The 18,553-nt window shown below is 44.2% G+C and carries 15 protein-coding genes; 11 read left to right on the forward strand and 4 right to left on the reverse strand.

Features of this window, described 5'->3' with window-relative positions; genetic code table 11:
* Positions 1 to 313: 313 nt before the first annotated feature.
* Positions 314 to 1,381, reverse strand: coding sequence for a fatty acid desaturase (locus ACHZC4_RS14310; RefSeq protein WP_394754545.1), 1,068 nt, complete (start codon positions 1,379 to 1,381; stop codon positions 314 to 316).
* Positions 1,382 to 1,882: 501 nt separating this feature from the next.
* Positions 1,883 to 3,148: an HD-GYP domain-containing protein gene (locus ACHZC4_RS14315; RefSeq protein WP_394754546.1), complete on the reverse strand. Its 1,266-nt coding sequence runs from the start codon at positions 3,146 to 3,148 to the stop codon at positions 1,883 to 1,885.
* A 433-nt stretch (positions 3,149 to 3,581) separates the two neighbouring features.
* On the opposite strand from ACHZC4_RS14315, the gene ACHZC4_RS14320 reads away from it, so the two are divergent.
* The 5 genes from ACHZC4_RS14320 (at position 3,582) to ACHZC4_RS14340 (ending at position 7,966) form a co-directional block, all read left to right on the forward strand.
* Positions 3,582 to 3,857 (forward strand): cupin domain-containing protein, encoded by a 276-nt coding sequence (locus tag ACHZC4_RS14320; RefSeq protein WP_394754547.1) that lies wholly within the window; start codon positions 3,582 to 3,584, stop codon positions 3,855 to 3,857.
* Positions 3,858 to 4,013: 156 nt separating this feature from the next.
* Positions 4,014 to 4,544 (forward strand): DUF2380 domain-containing protein, encoded by a 531-nt coding sequence (locus ACHZC4_RS14325; RefSeq protein ID WP_394754548.1) that lies wholly within the window; start codon positions 4,014 to 4,016, stop codon positions 4,542 to 4,544.
* A gap of 104 nt (positions 4,545 to 4,648) precedes the next feature.
* Positions 4,649 to 5,359, forward strand: a complete 711-nt coding sequence (locus ACHZC4_RS14330) for a TPR end-of-group domain-containing protein (RefSeq protein WP_394754549.1) — start codon at positions 4,649 to 4,651, stop codon at positions 5,357 to 5,359.
* Positions 5,360 to 5,699: 340 nt separating this feature from the next.
* Positions 5,700 to 7,769: a carbon starvation CstA family protein gene (locus ACHZC4_RS14335; protein WP_394754550.1), complete on the forward strand. Its 2,070-nt coding sequence runs from the start codon at positions 5,700 to 5,702 to the stop codon at positions 7,767 to 7,769.
* A complete protein-coding gene (locus tag ACHZC4_RS14340) occupies positions 7,769 to 7,966 on the forward strand; it encodes a CstA-like transporter-associated (seleno)protein (RefSeq protein ID WP_394754551.1) in 198 nt (65 codons plus the stop codon). The genes ACHZC4_RS14335 and ACHZC4_RS14340 overlap by 1 nt, the downstream gene beginning before the upstream one ends.
* Positions 7,967 to 8,079: 113 nt before the next feature.
* Here ACHZC4_RS14340 and ACHZC4_RS14345 read toward each other — a convergent pair whose 3' ends face one another.
* Positions 8,080 to 8,934 carry a PEP-CTERM sorting domain-containing protein gene (locus ACHZC4_RS14345; protein WP_394754552.1) on the reverse strand — a complete coding sequence of 285 codons (855 nt, stop codon included), beginning with the start codon at positions 8,932 to 8,934 and terminating at the stop codon, positions 8,080 to 8,082.
* A gap of 950 nt (positions 8,935 to 9,884) precedes the next feature.
* Positions 9,885 to 10,481 carry a PEP-CTERM sorting domain-containing protein gene (locus tag ACHZC4_RS14350; protein WP_394754553.1) on the reverse strand — a complete coding sequence of 199 codons (597 nt, stop codon included), beginning with the start codon at positions 10,479 to 10,481 and terminating at the stop codon, positions 9,885 to 9,887.
* Positions 10,482 to 11,057: 576 nt separating this feature from the next.
* Between ACHZC4_RS14350 and gyrA the strand changes: the two genes are divergently transcribed.
* The 6 genes from gyrA to ACHZC4_RS14380 all read left to right on the forward strand — a co-directional run bounded on the left by gyrA (position 11,058) and on the right by ACHZC4_RS14380 (position 18,551).
* Positions 11,058 to 13,700 (forward strand): DNA gyrase subunit A, encoded by a 2,643-nt coding sequence (gyrA, locus tag ACHZC4_RS14355; RefSeq protein ID WP_394754554.1) that lies wholly within the window; start codon positions 11,058 to 11,060, stop codon positions 13,698 to 13,700.
* Between the two features lie 70 nt (positions 13,701 to 13,770).
* Positions 13,771 to 14,112 (forward strand): zinc ribbon domain-containing protein YjdM, encoded by a 342-nt coding sequence (locus ACHZC4_RS14360; protein ID WP_394754555.1) that lies wholly within the window; start codon positions 13,771 to 13,773, stop codon positions 14,110 to 14,112.
* 199 nt (positions 14,113 to 14,311) lie between these two features.
* A complete protein-coding gene (serC, locus tag ACHZC4_RS14365) occupies positions 14,312 to 15,391 on the forward strand; it encodes a 3-phosphoserine/phosphohydroxythreonine transaminase (protein WP_394754556.1) in 1,080 nt (359 codons plus the stop codon).
* A gap of 48 nt (positions 15,392 to 15,439) precedes the next feature.
* Positions 15,440 to 16,525, forward strand: coding sequence for a prephenate dehydratase (gene pheA, locus ACHZC4_RS14370; protein WP_394754557.1), 1,086 nt, complete (start codon positions 15,440 to 15,442; stop codon positions 16,523 to 16,525).
* Positions 16,526 to 16,549: 24 nt separating this feature from the next.
* Positions 16,550 to 17,683 carry a histidinol-phosphate transaminase gene (gene hisC / locus ACHZC4_RS14375; protein ID WP_394754558.1) on the forward strand — a complete coding sequence of 378 codons (1,134 nt, stop codon included), beginning with the start codon at positions 16,550 to 16,552 and terminating at the stop codon, positions 17,681 to 17,683.
* Positions 17,676 to 18,551, forward strand: coding sequence for a prephenate dehydrogenase (locus ACHZC4_RS14380; protein WP_394754559.1), 876 nt, complete (start codon positions 17,676 to 17,678; stop codon positions 18,549 to 18,551). Before hisC ends, ACHZC4_RS14380 begins: the two co-directional genes overlap by 8 nt.
* Positions 18,552 to 18,553: the final 2 nt, after the last annotated feature.

Here is an 18,553-nt window from a genome sequence, read left to right on the forward strand (position 1 = left end):
GAGCCTGTCGAAGGACTTGTAGTTCATGGTTCGACAAGCTCACCACGAACGGTTTTTTAAAATATCTGACTGACAAAATAAGATTGACTGAGTACTAGGGTTTGCTAGCCTATTCATCGCACTGCGGACTATACCACCGATTGCGTTTTGGAATACTACTTGTGTCTGTTAATGGCAGTATGAGCGCATTGTTTTTTGATATACCATTTTTAGGCGGAACCAATAATGTAGGCATGCATGAAATAAGCTGAACAACTGTAGGTGCGGAAAAATCTGCACCTCACCTACTTGATTACGTTATTTCATAGCAAATTTATAATGGGATTTTCCCGCGCGGTATGCCACGAATAGATGCAAAACTCACCAGTTTTTGGGCTTTTTCATCCCAAAGATTGAGCCACAGTGATTGGAAACTTTTACGCAAAGTGAGCGGTGTAACCCCATGTAATGTAGGGACTTCATTGTGACAGCGTTGCAAATTATAGTTGGGGATATTGGCTCTGACATGGTGTATATGGTGCAAGCCAATGTTACCGACTAGCCATTGCAATACAGCAGGTAATTTGTAGTATGAGCTACCTTCCAAGCCGGAACGGGTAAGATCCCAATCGTTACTGCGCGACCAATAAACATCTTCATACTGATGTTGAATATAAAATAGCCACATGCCGATACTGGCTGCTACTAGAATAGTGGGTAATTGAATCAGTAGATAGTTTTGAAAGCCCACGGTGAGGCTCATAACGATAATGAGGATAGCAATCGCGGCATTGGTAAAGATGACGCTGAAATTTTCACTTTTTTTAGCCCCCGGACTTGGAAACCGATGCACTATTAAAAAAAGAACCATGGGCGTAATGCTAAAAAGGATTAACGGGTTACGAAAGATTCGGTAGGCTAAGCGTTTAAATACGGGGGCGGATAAATATTCATCTACAGTCAATGTCCAAACGTCACCTACACCACGATTGTCTAAATCTCCAGACTTGGCGTGATGAATGACATGGGTGCGCTTCCAGTCCTCGAAAGGCGTAAACGTCAATATGCCGGCTATGTAACCGAATAATCGATTTGCTGTGCGGCCAGGGAAAAATGCACTGTGACAGCAATCGTGAAAAAGTACAAATAAGCGCACTAAAAAACCGGCTGCTGCCACCGATAACAATAAGGTTATCCACACAGAAAAACCTTGCACTACGCTGTAAATCATTAATGCCCATAGGCCAATATAAGGGATAAACGTATTAGTTATTTGATATAAAGCTTTTCGATGGTCTGGTTTTGCGTACAGGGATAACGTCTGGATCAGTTCTTTACGATTAGGGGCGATGTTTTTGGCGCTTGCTGGTGCTGGTTCTGGATTGTTTAATGTCTGTGGCATACGAAAAAAAGAAGTGAAGTATAAAAGATGACTGGGCTTTTCATGAGGCAATAGCTATCAAAATGGGACAGTGACAGCAAAATTCTCAGGCCGTTATAAAAATACAATTAAGAACAGTCCTATTTAAAGCGAACAAAAACCGAAAACGGTTGTGGAATAAAGTAGTTGGCGGGAAATAAAAGGCGGGATAAATTTCAGGCGATATACTTAGACTATATTTTGACTTATTTACTGTTAATAATAAATAAATAAGTTTTCTGCTGTATTTGTCTTTGATAAACGCTATTCAGTTCAAGTTTTGTGAAGAAAAAATTATTCCTCACGATTAAAGGTAAATTAACGGTCTGTTTTTTAAAAACACACCGTTAATTTGACCCTAATGGACTACGAATACTGCAAAAAGCAGTTTAATTTTTTGTCCTGGAAAGTGTTGGCACGCCAATGATCTGGCAATATTAAAAACAATACGAGCTTCATGATTAACTTTGCATCAATCAGCAGTTAAGGCTCTTCAGCAATGGCTTGTTCCAAATAGTCGATACTTTTTTTGAAGTCCTTGTCATCGTCTGCGTATTCATGTGCAATGCGCTGGAATTCTTCATGGAGTTCATAAAATGCATCTACCATATCAGGGTCAAACTGTGTACCCGTGCCGTCTACAATAATTTTTACCGCTTGTTCATGAGGCACTGGAAGTTTATACACCCGTCGGCTTATCAACGCATCATAAACGTCTGCTATGGCCATAATGCGTGCTGATACAGGAATATCGTCTCCCGCAATACCCTCAGGATATCCAGTCCCATCCCATCTTTCGTGGTGGCTATAAGTGATTTCCTTGGCATATTTTAAAAAAGGCACTTCTTTTCCTAGTTCATGCTCAGCCTGAAGAATAACGTTCCGACCCAAATAGGTGTGGCTTTTTATAATTTCAAATTCTTCCGGCGTTAAGCGCCCTGGTTTAAGGAGAATCCGCTCAGGAATTCCCACATTGCCAATATCGTGTAAGGGCGCCGTCTTAAACAACCATTCAATAACAGTATCATTGTCGAGATAATGCGTGAAGCGCGGATGAAAGCGTAATTTTTCTGCCAGAATTTTGACATACTGTTCGGTGCGGCGAATATGATTTCCGGTAACGTAATTTCTGGTTTCTGACAAATAAGCCATGGCATGAATAGTGGCATTTTTAGTGACCTTCATTTCTACATCATGTTTTGATTTTTGATTCTCAAGGCAAGTGTTGCTCTGCGTTTGCAAAGAAGCTTTCATAGCCTTCATTTCTAGGTGTGTCTTAACACGTGCCAAAAGAATAGGCGGGCTGATTGGCTTGGCAATATAATCTACAGCGCCTATTTGTAAGCCATAGGCTTCATCTATAATGGCATCTTTTTCTGTTAGGAAAAGGACTGGAATATCTTGAGTACTCGGGTTTGCCTTTAATTGTTTACAAATTTCAAAGCCATCTATTTTCTGTATCTTGATGTTTAGCAGAATAATATCGGGTGGCGAATCAGAATACGCTATCTTTAATGCATTTTTGCCATCGTTGGCAACCTTGACAAGCTTGCAGAGTCCTTGCAACAAGTCACTTATTAATGCGGGATTGATTGGATCATTGTCTATTACAAGAATCCTTGCCTTGTGAATATCCACCATATTATTTTTTTTACCTCTGAAAGTTAAATGTAAATGAGTCGAAGAGCAATATTTTGTAAATGACCAATGGTTCTTACCATCTTCATGTGGGCAGGTCACATTGTTCATGTTGCTTTTTATGATTTTAAGTCCTATTGTATTTTCTGCTGCGTCCCCAGAGAGTTATAGCTAAAATCTGTATAGGGTTCTTCTAAATGCCTAACAGCCATCCTAAGTCCCAATTTAAAAATATTACACTGTAATTCAATTAGTTATAAAATAACACCTTTTCGGTAAAAAATTATATAGTTGAATTAAAAGGTATTTTTTCTCAATTGAAAGTTGTCGCTAACCTCAAAATGGTTTCCGTGGAGCCATTAATACGCGATAGTAAAGTATAGCCAACTCTCAGCATTTGTTTGAAATTGCCAATTAACTACTCTCATCGCTGGTGCCGGAGCCGCATTTTGTAACAAGGCTGCTTGATGTAGGCACATTACCTATACGATCTGTAAAAATGCTACAATCAACGCCTCATAAATTATTTAAATAACAGGAAAATATGAGCCAAATTACGATTGAACATAACCCTAGCCCAGAACGTTTGAAAGAATTGGGTGTTGCTAGCTGGCCTATCTGGGAAAAAGAAATTTCTAAATTCCCGCTTGATTTCGATGAAAAAGAAACGGCTTATGTCTTGGAAGGGGAAATTATTGTTACTCCAGTTGGTGGTGAGCCAGTGCGTATCGTACCAGGTGATTTGGTGGTATTTCCAGTAGGCTTGGACAGTATGTGGGAAGTGGTTAAGCCATTGCGTAAGCATTATAACCACGGTTAATCGCTGACTTTTACGCTAAAAAGGCATCTTAGGATGCCTTTTTTATGCGTGTTAAATACACTCCGGATGTGCTACATTTTGCGTATATTATCCAAGCTGTGGAGCTGTAGCCTTATGAATTCTTCCGTATTTACTTTCAAGATGAGAATAAATCAAATGTTACGTAAAATAATAGGTGCGGTATGTTTAGGTTGGGTCAGCATGAGTACCTGTGCCCAAACAAGTATTGCCATCTTGGATTTTGAATTAAGCGATGTGACGCTTGCGCCTGGCATACCTGCGGAAATTCAAAGAACGGCAAGTATAAAAGCTATGCTGGAAGGTGAGTTGGCAAGGGCTGGGTATAAAATTATATCGGTTAACTTAAACAATCAGCATGAAGCCAACGGCGGTGTGGGTTATCTTTTTGATCACAGCGATACGGCTGCTGAACTGGCTAAAAAAGTTGGGGCTGATTATGTTTTGGTCGGTAAGTTGCATAAACCCAGCTTTTTATTCGCGTATTTGATGGGGCATTTGGTTAATACCAAAACGGCTAACTTGTTAGGCAGTTATACGGTAGAAACTAAAGGCGGGGATAAAAAGCTGACCTTAAAAGCCGTCGAAACATTTGCCTCAAAAATGGATGCCGATTTGGATCATATCTACACGCCGCCTGAGCCCACAAAACGAATTGACGTGAAATAGATTGTTGCAAACACGCTGTCGCTAAGCTATTTAATGTTATCGTCAGCAATCCAGCTGTTATCCTATGTTTTTTTTCATACACTCACTTATCAGGAGAAATCACTATGTCGTTGATTGCATCGTTTCAGAAAAAATCTAAGATGGAAACTGCCATAAAACAAATCGCTCAAGCGCGTAACGATGAAAGTGGTACTGCCGATCAATTATACAAACATATCTATAAGACTTTTACGGACGTGGTCAGCGATGAGCCTATGCGTGCCCAAGCTTTATATAATTGGGGAGCGGCTTTGTTATATCAGGCAAAAGTTAAGCAAGACGATGAAGCTGTCGCGCTTTACCAAGATGCTATTAGTAAGTTTGAATTTTGTTTATTGCTGCAACCTGCGTATTTGGCAGCCGCAATTGATAGTGGTGTCGCGTATATGGATATGGCGCGGGTTAAAAATGCGGCTGCTGATGATGATTTATACGATCAAGCCAAAAAGCAGTTTGAACGTGCCAATGCTATTCAGGCCGATACAGCTTCTTATAATTTGGCGTGTATTTATGGATTGCGTGGCGATAATGATGCCTGTTTAAAAGCGCTGCAAAGTGCCAAGAATAAAGCCAGCTTGCCAGATGAAGCGGATATTACCAACGATCCTGATATGGCCAGCGTTAAAGATCAAGAGTGGTTTGTGGCATTTATTGAATCGTTAGCTAAACAACCAGAGCCGGAAGAAATTATTGAAACGCCCGCCATGATAGAAGCCAAAGAGGCGGAGTTATTAAAAGCAACGCAAAAAGCCGAGAATGCTAAGTATTATCAATAGTATATCTTTTTAGGTAACTGGCCATAAATACACCTCCTCAAGTATCAAGTCCTTTGTGGTGTAGAGACGCAAGATTTTGCGTCTCTACAGTGTAGTTGTATCGTTTTGATCACCAAAAATCGGTATTTCAGCCTTGAAACGCCGGAGTTCGACTTAAGTTCGATCCATCATTCCTAATTTACATCATAATGTTTTCAAATTTGTAGAAAGCCAAAAGTATCCCGCTTGATATTGGTGATTGATTTGTTTACAGTCTGCAAAAAAACCAAGCGGCTCATCGTAAGGCTAATGGCGTAGTTTGACGGCTGATTGGAATAAACACGGGGTTTGGAAAATACACATGAATAACCTATCAAAAAATATACTCTGGCTAGGCATCGCTATTTTGGGGGCATCCGCTGTAGGCGGCATTGCACTTAATCGCGGTGAACACATTAATGCCTTATGGTTTATCACTGCGGCCTTGTGCATTTATACGCTGGCGTACCGGTTTTATGCCGCATGGATAGCGACGACGGTGCTAATGGTCGATGAAACCCGTGCGACACCTGCAGAACGCCTGGATAATGGCCGTGATTTTGTACCGACCAACAAATGGGTAGTTTTTGGCCACCATTTTGCGGCCATTGCAGGGCCTGGACCTTTGGTTGGGCCTACTTTAGCTGCGCAATTCGGTTACTTGCCGGGTACGTTGTGGATATTGTTTGGCGCGGTATTGGGCGGCTGTGTGCAGGATATGATTATTTTGTTCATATCCACCCGCCGCGATGCCCGAAGCTTGGGGCAAATGGCACGTGATGAAATTGGCCGTATTGGCGGCACAGCGGCGTTGATCGGTACGTTTACCATTATGATTATCTTGATTGCCGTACTCGGTTTGGTGGTGGTCAATGCCATGAAGCACAGCCCGTGGGCAACATTTACGGTATCGGCAACCATACCGATTGCCATGTTTGTCGGGATTTATATGCGTTATTTGCGTCCAGGACAGGTATTGGAGGCATCTATACTGGGCGTATTCTTGCTGTTGTTTTCAGTGGCGGCCGGTGGTTGGGTTGATACCAATGAAAGTTTACGCGGCTGGTTTGATCACGACAGTTTACCCTTGGCTTGGGCGGTGATGGCGTATGGGTTTGCCGCGGCTATTTTTCCAGTGTGGTTGTTGTTAGCGCCGCGTGATTATTTATCTACTTACATGAAGTTGGGTACGATTACCTTGTTGGCAGTGGCGATTATCTTGCTTAGGCCGGATGTGAAAATGCCGGCGGTCACGCAATTTATAGATGGCACTGGGCCTATCTTTGGCGGTAAATTATTTCCGTTTGTGTTTATTACCATTGCCTGCGGCGCTATTTCCGGTTTTCATTCTTTAATCGCTTCTGGCACGACACCCAAATTGCTGACCAATGAACGCGATATTGTCATGATTGGTTACGGCGGTATGTTACTGGAATCATTTGTGGCGATTATGGCGATGGTGGCGGCAACGGTGCTGGATCCGGGTGTGTTTTTTGCCATTAACAGTTCGGCAGGCATTGTTGGTGCAGAAGCTACCGATGCGGTAGCTAAAATTTCATCGTGGGGTTATCCGGTAACGGTGGAGCAAATGCAAACCCTGGCGCGGCAAATGGGTGAAACCACTTTGTTTGCGCGTACGGGTGGTGCGCCATCATTAGCCGTCGGCATGGCGAGTATTTTTGGCAGTGCTTTTGGGGAAAGCTTGCTGGCTTTGTGGTATCACTTTGCCATTATGTTTGAGGCGATTTTTATTTTAACGACGCTAGATGCCGGAACGCGCGTAGGGCGGTTTATGTTGCAGGATATGTTGGGTAATATCTGGCCAAAAATGGGCGAAACCTCGTGGATGCCGTCAGTCATATTCACCAGTGCTGTGGTGGTGATGGGGTGGGGATATTTTCTGTATATCGGTGTAATTGATCCCAATGGCGGGGTAAATATTTTGTGGCCGTTATTTGGAATTGCCAACCAAATGTTAGCTGCTATTGCGTTATCTGTCGCCACCGGTATTTTAGTCAAGTCTAAAAAACTAAGCTATGCCTGGATTACTGCCGTACCGTTATTGTGGCTGGTGATTATTACCACTACTGCCGCTTGGCAGAAGTTATTCAGTGAGGATATCCGTATTGGTTTTTTAGCAGGTGCTAATGATTTGACCAGTAAATTGGCAATGGGCACATTGCCCGCAGAAAAAATCGCTGCCGCGCCTAAATTGATATTCAATCTGCATTTAGATGCCGGAATAATTATTTTTTTAGTCAGTATGTTATGGTTGATTGTGTTTGATATGCTGCGGATGTGTTTTAAACAGGTAACAGGAAAGCCGGTATTGCTGTTGACCGATACACCTTATGTGATGACTCAGTTGCTTGATGAGCGGGTAGGACGTTGATGCGGGGAAAAATTAAATTGGCATGGCAAACCATACGGCAACTTTCTGGAGATGATGCTTATGAACGGTATTTGCAGCACTATGCCCGTTACCATCAAAGTCATCCTGAATGCGTTTATCATGCGCCACTTAATAAGCAGGCTTTTTTTAAACAGTGGCAAGATGAAAAGTGGAATGGGATTAAGCGGTGTTGTTAGCGGGTTTTGATTTGCTAAAATAATTAAAAAGCCTCACCTGATATTATGTTGGTGAGGCTGAGTATGGATTCGGTATAAAAACTGCTCTAAAGAACAGTTTTTACCATTAAGTTTTATGCCATTAAGTAAGGGGTTCTTTTTTTACGGGAAACCGTAAGGTAAGCTAAACCTAGACCCATTAAACTCAAGCTGGCAGGTTCAGGAACATTAATAGTTCCGGACGATACTATATTACCAATACCCACGGCGGTATTGGTAATCGTCCCCGTCCCTGTGGCAATTTCGTTTAATTTAAATTCTAATCGATAGTCTCCAGGGAGCAAATTGGTAAAATCGATATTTGTAGTGAGGTCAGATTGATGTAACAAAACTGTGTCAGCACAAGTAGTTGCATTTCCCAAACAAGTGTTCCTTAGGCCATTGGAATTTGTTGCTATCAGGTAATTTTCACTCAGGTCGGCAAGGTTGATGAGCGTAGCGGTAAATAGGTCGTTTTGACTAGTACTTGCAGAATCAAGGCCATCAAACACAGCTTGAAGGCTAAAGTTAAGGTCATAGCTTATGACAGCTCGACCGTTATAAGTTGAGTTCAGGGTGAAATCCTGAAAAAGCCTGAAGGTGCCTGATGTTGGTTCACCAACTGCCGTGCCGGTAATTGTTCCGGAAATATCTCCCAATACAGCAAAGCGGCTATTGAAAAATCCTGTTCCTGTTGTACCTGAGTTGCTTGTAGAAAATCCTGAATTTCCCGTTGTTGTGTTAATCAAATCATTGGCGTTACGCACATTTATGGCAGTAGTAGATGTTGGGCTTGTTTGCCAGCCAGTCAATCCTGATTGGAAATCACTATTCGTCAAAAAATTTGTAAATGGAATGACATTCGCTAGTGCATTTCCTGAGCCAAAAAGCGCACTACCAACTACACCAATAGCCAATATTGCTTTAACTAATTTTGTATTTTTTTTCATGATTATATCTCTCTATGTTTAATAAAATAATCAGGGTTAGTCAAAGCCAAAGTCATTTCAATGCGCTGATACAGGACACCCTTGAAATAAACAAAGCAGAAGCTATGCCAACTTTAAAGAGAACTTGCTATATAAAGTCTTACTTTGACCTACACCTTACAAATAGACTTGTGGATTTAAATTTATTTTTTTTATTGTATTTCAAAGGGTTTTTATTAAATGACTGGTGTTGTATTTTTTATAGGGTAGGTCTGGTTTTTGTCAGTAACTGACAATTTTTGTAAGTTATTATGGGTATATTGTTGGCTGAAAAAATGGCTGCGGCGGCAGTAGTGGGGCGGTGATAAGCAAGGAAATCAAAGCTATTTGGCAACGTAAGGCAATTTTCTGGAGATGATGCTTTGAGCTGTATTTGCGATAACATTATGCCAAGTAGTAGCAAAAATACACCGAATGGCATGGTGAATTTAAGTGCTATTAAAATTACTTGAAAGTGGTTCAGGTAAAAGAGTATAAATGTGGTCTAGTGCTAATTGAATTCATGGATAGTTGCACTGTAATTCAGTGGCAGGTGCATGAATTTTTATTTAAAACTTATTAATCTGTTGGAGTAAATGTCATGAGCAAAGAACAAAAAAGTAATAAAGAAGACAAGAAAAAACCAGCGATGAGCCCTAAAGAAAAGAAGGCTGTTAAAAAATCCAAAAAGGATTCTAAGTAGCGTGAATGACGCACTTGAATAACGGAGGTGCGGATTTTTCGTATTGTTCGGTAAATCCGTACCTACGCCGAAATTTAATCAAGTTTGTATGCACATTCCTAAGCAGTGGTAATGATTTTTCAAAAAATCCAAAGAGATTGAAGGAGTTACATGAAAGCCCTCACGCGGCTCACAGCTTGTGAGGGCTACACTATACCGTGCAAGAGAGTTAGCTCAAAAATAAAAACGATTAGGCAAGTTGAGCCTTATTTGTTTCTGTTTTCAAATTTCCTCGTTGACGACGAGAAAAGGCTAAGCCAGAAAGCCCAAGCGTTATAATTGCAATAGAAGTGGGCTCTGGCACATTCTGAACATTCAAATTGAAAGCCAAGCTTACTGAAGGGTCCCCGCATCCACCGCCGCCTTCATTTCCATTAGGGTCACTGTAGCTTGGGCAACTTTCACTCTGAATGGGTTCTAAAAAGCCCGTCCATGTGCCTGCAGTTGACAGTATTTGGCTAAAAGATACATACGATGGAGCCAACGAATCACCGCTAGGAGTAATGAAAGTGGATATGTCGTTCAGTCCAAATGATGAGCTGGTTGGGTTGAAATGCATAGTCCAGCTTGTTGCAACCGTGCCGCCCTGATGATCGTAAAATCCGGCGAGTATATCTAATGAATCTCCTGTAAACAGGTTGAAAGTTGGAGTAGTTGGTCCAGAAATACTGTCAAGCGCAATACCTTCAATGGAAATATCGGTGATCATAAGATGAGAAGATTGGGCTTGCATTGAAAATCCCATTGTAAAGCAGAGCATGGCTGCTGCCGGTATCATTTTTTTCATGGCTAAAATCTCTATGTTTTAATAAAATTAACTGAGTATGAGCTAACGCCGATATCGTTTTAATGTGTAGATATACGGCCCTCTCAAAATATAATCAGCATAAATTGCGCCAGTTTTTATAATTTTTGTTTTTGATAAGCAGTTAATCAAAATATCGCTTTAAATTTAACCCTAAATGTTGAATATATTTACAATAAATTATTGATATTTAATATTTTACTTTATATTTTCGAGCTTAACTTTAGCTGGTAATTTTTGCGGTTAAATGTGGAATTGAACTTTGCAGTACTATTAAATTTCGTTTTTTCTTGTTCACAGCTGATTTTTCTTGTCACTCAGTGACAATTATCGTCAGATTGAGTCAATGGAATGCATGCTAAGAGTTCAGCGCTTCTTATTGATTTTAAAAACCATCAACCCCTTCGACTCTATAACCACTTTTTTGCTATAATATGCGGCTGATTTAATGACAATAAATAGCACCGCTGCCACAGAAACTGCGTGGTGCGTTTGCATTTGGTTAAAAAATCATGCCACCGTATGTTTTAGTGGCATTCATTAGGGTTATAGGGATCAATGTCAAACTTCGCTAAAGAAATTATTCCTGTCAATCTCGAAGACGAGATGAAGCAGTCCTACCTTGATTACGCCATGAGCGTTATCGTTGGCCGAGCACTTCCCGATGTCAGAGATGGTTTAAAACCGGTGCATCGCCGGGTGCTATACGCCATGAGCGAACTGGGCAATGATTGGAACAAGCCTTATAAAAAATCCGCGCGTATCGTTGGGGACGTGATCGGTAAATACCATCCGCATGGTGATACCGCTGTGTATGACACGATGGTGCGCATGGCGCAGCCGTTTTCCTTGCGTTACATGTTGATAGACGGGCAGGGCAACTTTGGTTCGGTCGATGGCGACCCCGCAGCGGCCATGCGCTATACCGAAGTGCGGATGTCTAAAATCGCCCACGAGTTGCTGGCTGATTTGGATAAAGAGACCGTCAACTTCATCCCCAACTACGACGAGTCTGAAGTACAGCCCGATGTATTGCCGACACGGTTGCCGAATTTATTGGTCAATGGCTCATCCGGTATTGCCGTCGGCATGGCAACCAATATCCCGCCGCACAACTTGTCCGAAGTTATCAGCGCGTGTTTGGCGGTGATTGACCAACCCGACATCAGTATTTTGGAATTGATGGAACATATTCCAGGGCCGGATTTCCCTACCGCAGGCATTATTAACGGCGCATCCGGCATTTACAGCGCCTACACCACAGGCCGTGGCAAGATTTATATGCGCGCACGCTGCCATTTTGAAGACATTGGCGATACCAGTCGCCAGGCTATTATCACCACTGAATTACCGTATCAGGTCAATAAGGCCAGATTGCTGGAAAAAATTGCCGAACTCATTAAAGAAGCCAAGCTGGAAGGTATTTCCGCACTGCGTGATGAGTCCGATAAAGACGGTATGCGCATGGTGATTGAGCTGCGCCGCGGTGAAATGCCCGAAGTGGTGTTGAATAACCTGTACAAGCAAACCCAGTTCCAGACTGTGTTTGGCATCAACATGGTGGCCTTGCTCGGTGGTCGTCCGTATTGTATGAATCTTAAAGAGATTCTCGATGCGTTTATTGACCACCGCCGTGAAATTGTCACACGCAGGACGGTGTATTTATTGCGCAAAGCCCGTGACCGTGCGCACATCCTGGAAGGTTTGGCGGTGGCGTTAGCCAATATCAACGAGATGATTGAGCTGATCCGCGCCTCAAAAAATCGTGAAGAAGCCAAAGCCGGTTTGCTGGAAAAATCCTGGAATGCAGGCTTAGTGTCCAGTTTGCTGGAAAGCGCCGATGCCACGCGCTCAAGGCCGGAAGATTTGGCCGAACAGTTTGGTATTCATGGCGGCGAGTACAGCTTGTCCGAAACCCAGGCGCACGCTATTTTAGATTTGCGTTTGCATCGTTTAACCGGCTTAGAACAAGACAAAATCGTCGACGAATACAAGCAGTTGCTGGCACAAATCGATGAATATTTGTTTATTTTGGCCAACGACACCCGTTTGATGGAAATCATCCGTGAAGAGTTGGTTGCGATTAAGGACGAGTATTCGGACAAACGCCGTACCGAAATTGTCCAGGATCATTCTGATTTATCGGATGGTGATTTGATTACTGTGGAAGATATGGTGGTTACCATGTCGCACGAGGGTTATGTAAAAGCGCAGCCGTTGGGCGATTACAAGGCGCAGCGGCGTGGTGGGCGGGGAAAATCAGCCACTGCGATGAAGGAAACCGATTATATCGACAAATTGATTGTTGCCAATACCCACGATACCGTGTTGTGTTTTTCGTCATTAGGTAAGGTGTATTGGCTTAAGGTCTACCAATTGCCGGTGGCTAGCCGTGCGGCGCGTGGCAAGCCGTTTGTCAATTTGCTGCCATTGGAAGCGGGCGAGAAAATCAACGCCTTGTTGCCGATCAGTGAATTTACCGAAAACAAGTTCATCTTTATGGCGACTTCCACAGGCACGGTCAAAAAGACCCCGTTAAATGAGTTTGAAAAGCCACGCACCACCGGTAAAATCGCCATTGATTTACGTGATGACGACAGCTTGGTGGGCGTTGCAGTAACCGATGGCCAGCAGAATGTGCTGTTGTTCAGCTCCACCGGCAAAGCGGTGTGCTTTAATGAAGAAGACGTGCGCTCTATGGGGCGTAATGCCACCGGTGTGCGTGGCATGCGTTTAAAAGACGGCGAAAAGATAATCTCCTTGATTATTTCCACCGAAGGCACGGTATTGAACATTACCGAAAACGGTTATGGCAAACGCACTAAGCTGGAAGAGTTTACCTGCCACAAGCGTGGCGGCCAGGGTTTGATTGCTATCCAGACCTCGGCGCGTAACGGTGCGGTAGTGGGTGCAGTGCTGGTGAATGATAACGATGAAATCATGCTGATCTCTGATGGCGGCACCTTGGTGCGTACCCGCGTGGATGGTATTTCTGTGGTTGGCCGTAACACCCAAGGCGTGACCATTATCCGTCTGGATAAGAAAGAAAAAGTGATTGGCGTTGACCGTATCGAAGGTTTGGCGGGTGAAGAGGAAGACGATCTTGATGCTGATGCGGTGTTGGACGGTGAGTTGGCTGATGATGTCGATGTCGCTTCGGACGATACTGCAACTGATGTTGCTGAGCCAAGTGAAGAATAGTTTTCGGTGATTTTTACCGCTACTCAATACGCCAGAACCGCTTAAGAACGTACTAAAATACAGGGGCTGTATGAACGCTTTACCCAATTGCCCACAATGTGGCTCTGAGTTTACTTATGAAGACGGTGATATGTATGTTTGCCCTGAGTGTGCGCACGAATGGGGCAAAGACGCGATAGATGAAGTGTCTAGCAATGAACTTGTTGTCAATGATGCTTACGGCAACCTTCTTAAGGACGGTGATAGCGTCACGGTTATTAAAGACTTAAAGGTGAAAGGGTCATCAGATGTGGTTAAAGTGGGTACTAAAGTTAAAAACATCCGCTTAGTCGAAGGCGACCATGATATCGACTGCAAAATAGACGGTATCGGTGCTATGAAATTGAAGTCGGAATTTGTTAAAAAGGCTTAGTGGGTAGTAGGGTAGATTGGGGTGAGGTAACGAACCCCAACACATGACGCACGGTGTCGTTCGGTTTCTTAACGTCACCACCAACCTAGCTTTTGTCCCTGTCTAAATGCGTAACCCGAATCATTCAAAGCAAATCCGCACCATTCGCTTCCTAAATAATTAAATTATACGAATAACTATCCAAAACAGTGAGAACCTAATGTCCAGAGTATTTAATTTTAGCGCCGGTCCCTCGGCATTCCCCGAGTCTGTTTTGCAACAAGCCCAGCAAGAAATGCTGGATTGGCGCGGTAGCGGTATGTCAGTGATGGAAATGAGCCATCGCGGCAAGCATTTTTCCTTGATTGCCGAAGAGCTGGAAAGCGATTTGCGTGAGTTAATGGCGATTCCTGAAAACTACAAAGTGTTGTTTTTGCAAGGCGGCGCGTCGGCACAGTTCGCGTTTATCCCGCAAAATATCTTAAACGGCAAAACCAAAGCCTGTTACGTCAATACCGGCGCATGGTCAGAAAAGGCCATTAAAGATGCCAAGGCGTATTGTGATGTGGTTGTGAGTGCCAGTTCGGAAGAGTCCAAATTCACCACGATTCCCGATGTCGCCAACTGGGCATTGGACAGCGAGGCGGCTTATTTGCACTACACCTCCAACGAGACCATCCACGGCGTGGAGTTTCAAAACGTGCCGGATGCTAAAGGTTTAACCTTGGTATCGGATATGTCGTCAAATATCCTGTCACGCACGGTGGATGTCAGCCAATACGGTTTGATTTATGCTGGAACCCAAAAGAATATGGGGCCTGCTGGCGTTACTGTGGTTATCGTCAGGGATGATCTAATTGGCCATGCCGATAAAAAAGTGCCGGGTGTATTCAATTACGCAGAACAGGTTAAGAACGGGTCTATGCTCAATACCCCTGCTACCTATAACTGGTATCTGGTTGGTTTAGTGTTGAAATGGCTGAAAGCCCGTGGCGGCGTTGCGGCAATGGAGCAATTTAATATTGCCAAATCCGCCAAATTGTACCAAGCGATAGACCAATCCACCCTGTACCGTAATCCGGTGGAAAAGGCGTATCGTTCACGCATGAACGTGCCGTTTATTTTAGCCGATGAAAATCTGGACAAGGCGTTTATTAAAGACTCTGAAGCCGCTGGTTTATATGAGCTGAAAGGCCACCGTTCAGTGGGTGGTATGCGTGCCAGTATTTATAATGCCATGTCAGATGCCGGTGTCGATGCCCTGATTGCATTTATGGCGGAATTTGAACGCAATCATTAACAAACGCACTGTATCACACGGTCACACCGAAATTAATCGAGAAGAAAAATGTCGTCCATCACCTCACTAGCCGAATTAAGAGAAAAAATTGATGCCATTGACGCAGACTTGTTGCGCTTGATTAATGAACGCGCGGCCTGTGCCGTGGAAGTGGCCAAAACCAAGATTGCCCAGGGTGAGCAAGGCACGTTTTATCGCCCAGACCGTGAATCTTTGGTGCTACGGCGTATTAAAGACATGAACCAAGGCCCGTTACCGGATTACACCGCCGTGCGCTTTTTCAGGGAATTGATGTCATCGTGTTTGGCGCTGGAAAAGCCGATGAACGTGGCTTTTTTGGGGCCGGAAGGCACGTTTACCCAGCAAGCGGTGGTCAAGCATTTTGGTAATGCGGTTAAGGCAATGCCGTCGGCAACCATCGATGAAATTTTTACCGTGGTCGAGGGTGGCGCGTGCCAGTTTGGTGTCGTGCCGGTGGAAAATTCTACCGAAGGCGTGATTAGCCATACGCTGGACCGGTTGCTGAATTCGCATTTAAAGATTTGCGGTGAAGTGGAAATCCGTGTCCACCAAAACCTGATGGGGCATGTCGCCAATCTGGATGACATTACCGAAGTGTTTTCGCACCAGCAATCGTTGGCGCAGTGCCGCAAATGGCTGGATAAAAATCTGCCACACGCCAAATTGACCGCCGTCAGCAGCAATGCCGAAGCGGCGAAAATGGCCGCCGCCAACCATCAGGTGGCAGCGATTGCAGGCCGCGTCGCCGCTGAAATTTACGAATTGGACATATTGGCCAAAAATGTTGAAGATGAACCCAATAACACCACGCGCTTTATTATCATCGGTCAGCAAATCGCCAGCCCTACCGGCAGGGATAAGACTTCACTCGTCGTATCTACCGGCAATAGGCCAGGTGCCTTGCACAAGGTGCTGGAGCCTTTCGCCAAGTTGGGCGTGGACATGGTGAATATTGAATCCAGACCGTCTCGGCAGGGCGTGTGGGATTATGTGTTTTTTATTGATATCGACGGCCACAGCGAAGATGACAAGGTAGCGCAAGCCTTGGTGTTGCTCAATGCCAATGTCAGTATGCTCAAGCTGTTGGGATCTTACCCGAAAGCCGTTATTTAACTTTGATTGCCCGCACTTAACTCCATGAACACGACCGATAACATTTACCAGCTGGCAGTTGCCGGCGTACAAAGCCTGATCCCTTATAAGGGCGGCAAGCCGATTGAAGAATTGGAGCGCGAGCTGGGTTTAAGCCATATCGTTAAATTGGCTTCTAATGAAAACCCTATTGGCATTGGCCAAAAAGCCTTGGCGGCCATCCAAAAGGCATCGCTAGATTTGGCGTTGTATCCTGATGGCAACGGCTATCGCTTAAAACAGGCGTTGGCTGAAAAATATACGTTGGAGGCTAGCCAGATTACTTTGGGCAATGGCTCCAACGAAATTCTGGAATTGTTGGCACGAGCATTTTTAACGCCCGAACATGAAGTGATTTTTTCCCAGCATGCGTTTGCCGTGTACCCGATAGTGACCCAGGCGGTGGGTGCAAAAGCCGTGGTGGTGCCAGCGGTTAATTACGGCCACGATTTGAATGCCATGCTGGCCAGCGTCACCGAACACACACGGCTTATTTTTATTGCCAACCCCAATAACCCCACCGGCACTTTGCTTAGCCAAGCCGATGTACAGCGCTTTATTGCTGCGTTGCCGGATACGGTGATCTGTGTATTGGATGAGGCGTATTTTGAGTTTGTCAGCGGTGTAGCGCTGGCTGATTCAACGGCTGAAGCCATTAATTCCATCGATTGGCTAAAATCTTACCCTAATTTAATTATTACCCGTACTTTTTCCAAGGCATACGGTTTGGCGGGGTTGCGTGTAGGTTATGGATTGTCCAGTCCGCAGATGGCGGATATTTTAAATCGGGTGCGCCAGCCGTTTAATAATAACGCTTTGGCGTTGGCGGCGGCAGAAGCGGCGTTGGGCGATGTTGAACATTTGCAGCAAACTTTGTTGGTTAACTCGCAAGGCATGCAACAATTAACTGACGGCTTTAAAGTCTTGGGTCTGGAATGGATTCCATCGGCAGGTAATTTTGTCTCGGTGGATTTAAAACAGCTTGGGCAGCCGATTTACGATGCGCTACTGCGTAAGGGCGTGATTGTACGTCCGGTGGGTAATTATGAAATGCCCAACTATTTGCGGATCAGCATCGGCACGCAAGTGGAAAACCAAACTTTTCTGAACGCTCTAAAAGACATTCTGGCTGATGTTTAACCGCCTGTGTGTTATTGGTGTAGGTTTAATCGGTGGCTCTATTGCCCGCTCGGCAAGATCGCGTGGTTTGGCCAGGCAGATAATTGGTTTTGGGCGTGAGGCTGACCTGCAAAATCTGCAATCTGCCAAACGCTTAGGGATTATTGACCAATACTATTTGGATATAGATTTTGCCATCAATCGCGCGGATTGTGTGGTTATTGCAACACCGGTTGCGGCAGTGGCGGCGGTCTTTGAGCAGCTCAAACCTTTTTGGAATGCACAGACGATTTATACCGATGTCGGCAGCACCAAAGGTAATGTTGTAGCCGCTGCACAAGCTGTATTTGGTGAGGTGCCGAATAATTTTATTCCCGCGCACCCCATCGCGGGTGCAGAAAATAGCGGCGTAGAAGCGGCGGTTGATAATTTATTTGTTAATAAGCGCCTGATTATCACGCCTACCAGTCAATCGCAATTTGATGCAATACAAAAAATTCAGCAATTTTGGCAGCAGATGGGCGCTATTGTTGACTTGATGACAGTGACACAACACGATGCCGTGCTGGGCGCAACCAGTCATTTACCGCATATTTTGGCCTTTGCATTGGTCGATATGCTCGGCCAAAAAGACGAACAAAACGAGATTTTTAAGTACGCCGCTGGTGGTTTCAGGGATTTTACCCGTATCGCATCCAGCGATCCCACCATGTGGCGTGATATTTGTTCAGCCAATAAAAATGAGTTGATACCATTAATTGAGCAGTTCAAGGCAGAATTAGATAAAATGCAAGGTTTGCTGGCGCAAGATGATGGCGAGCAGCTTTTTGAAACCTTTACGTATGCACGTCAGGCACGGCAACGCTTTCTGGATCAGTTCCTAAATTAACT

The organism is Crenothrix sp., from assembly GCF_043729335.1.
Taxonomy (GTDB): Bacteria; Pseudomonadota; Gammaproteobacteria; order Methylococcales; family Methylomonadaceae; genus Crenothrix.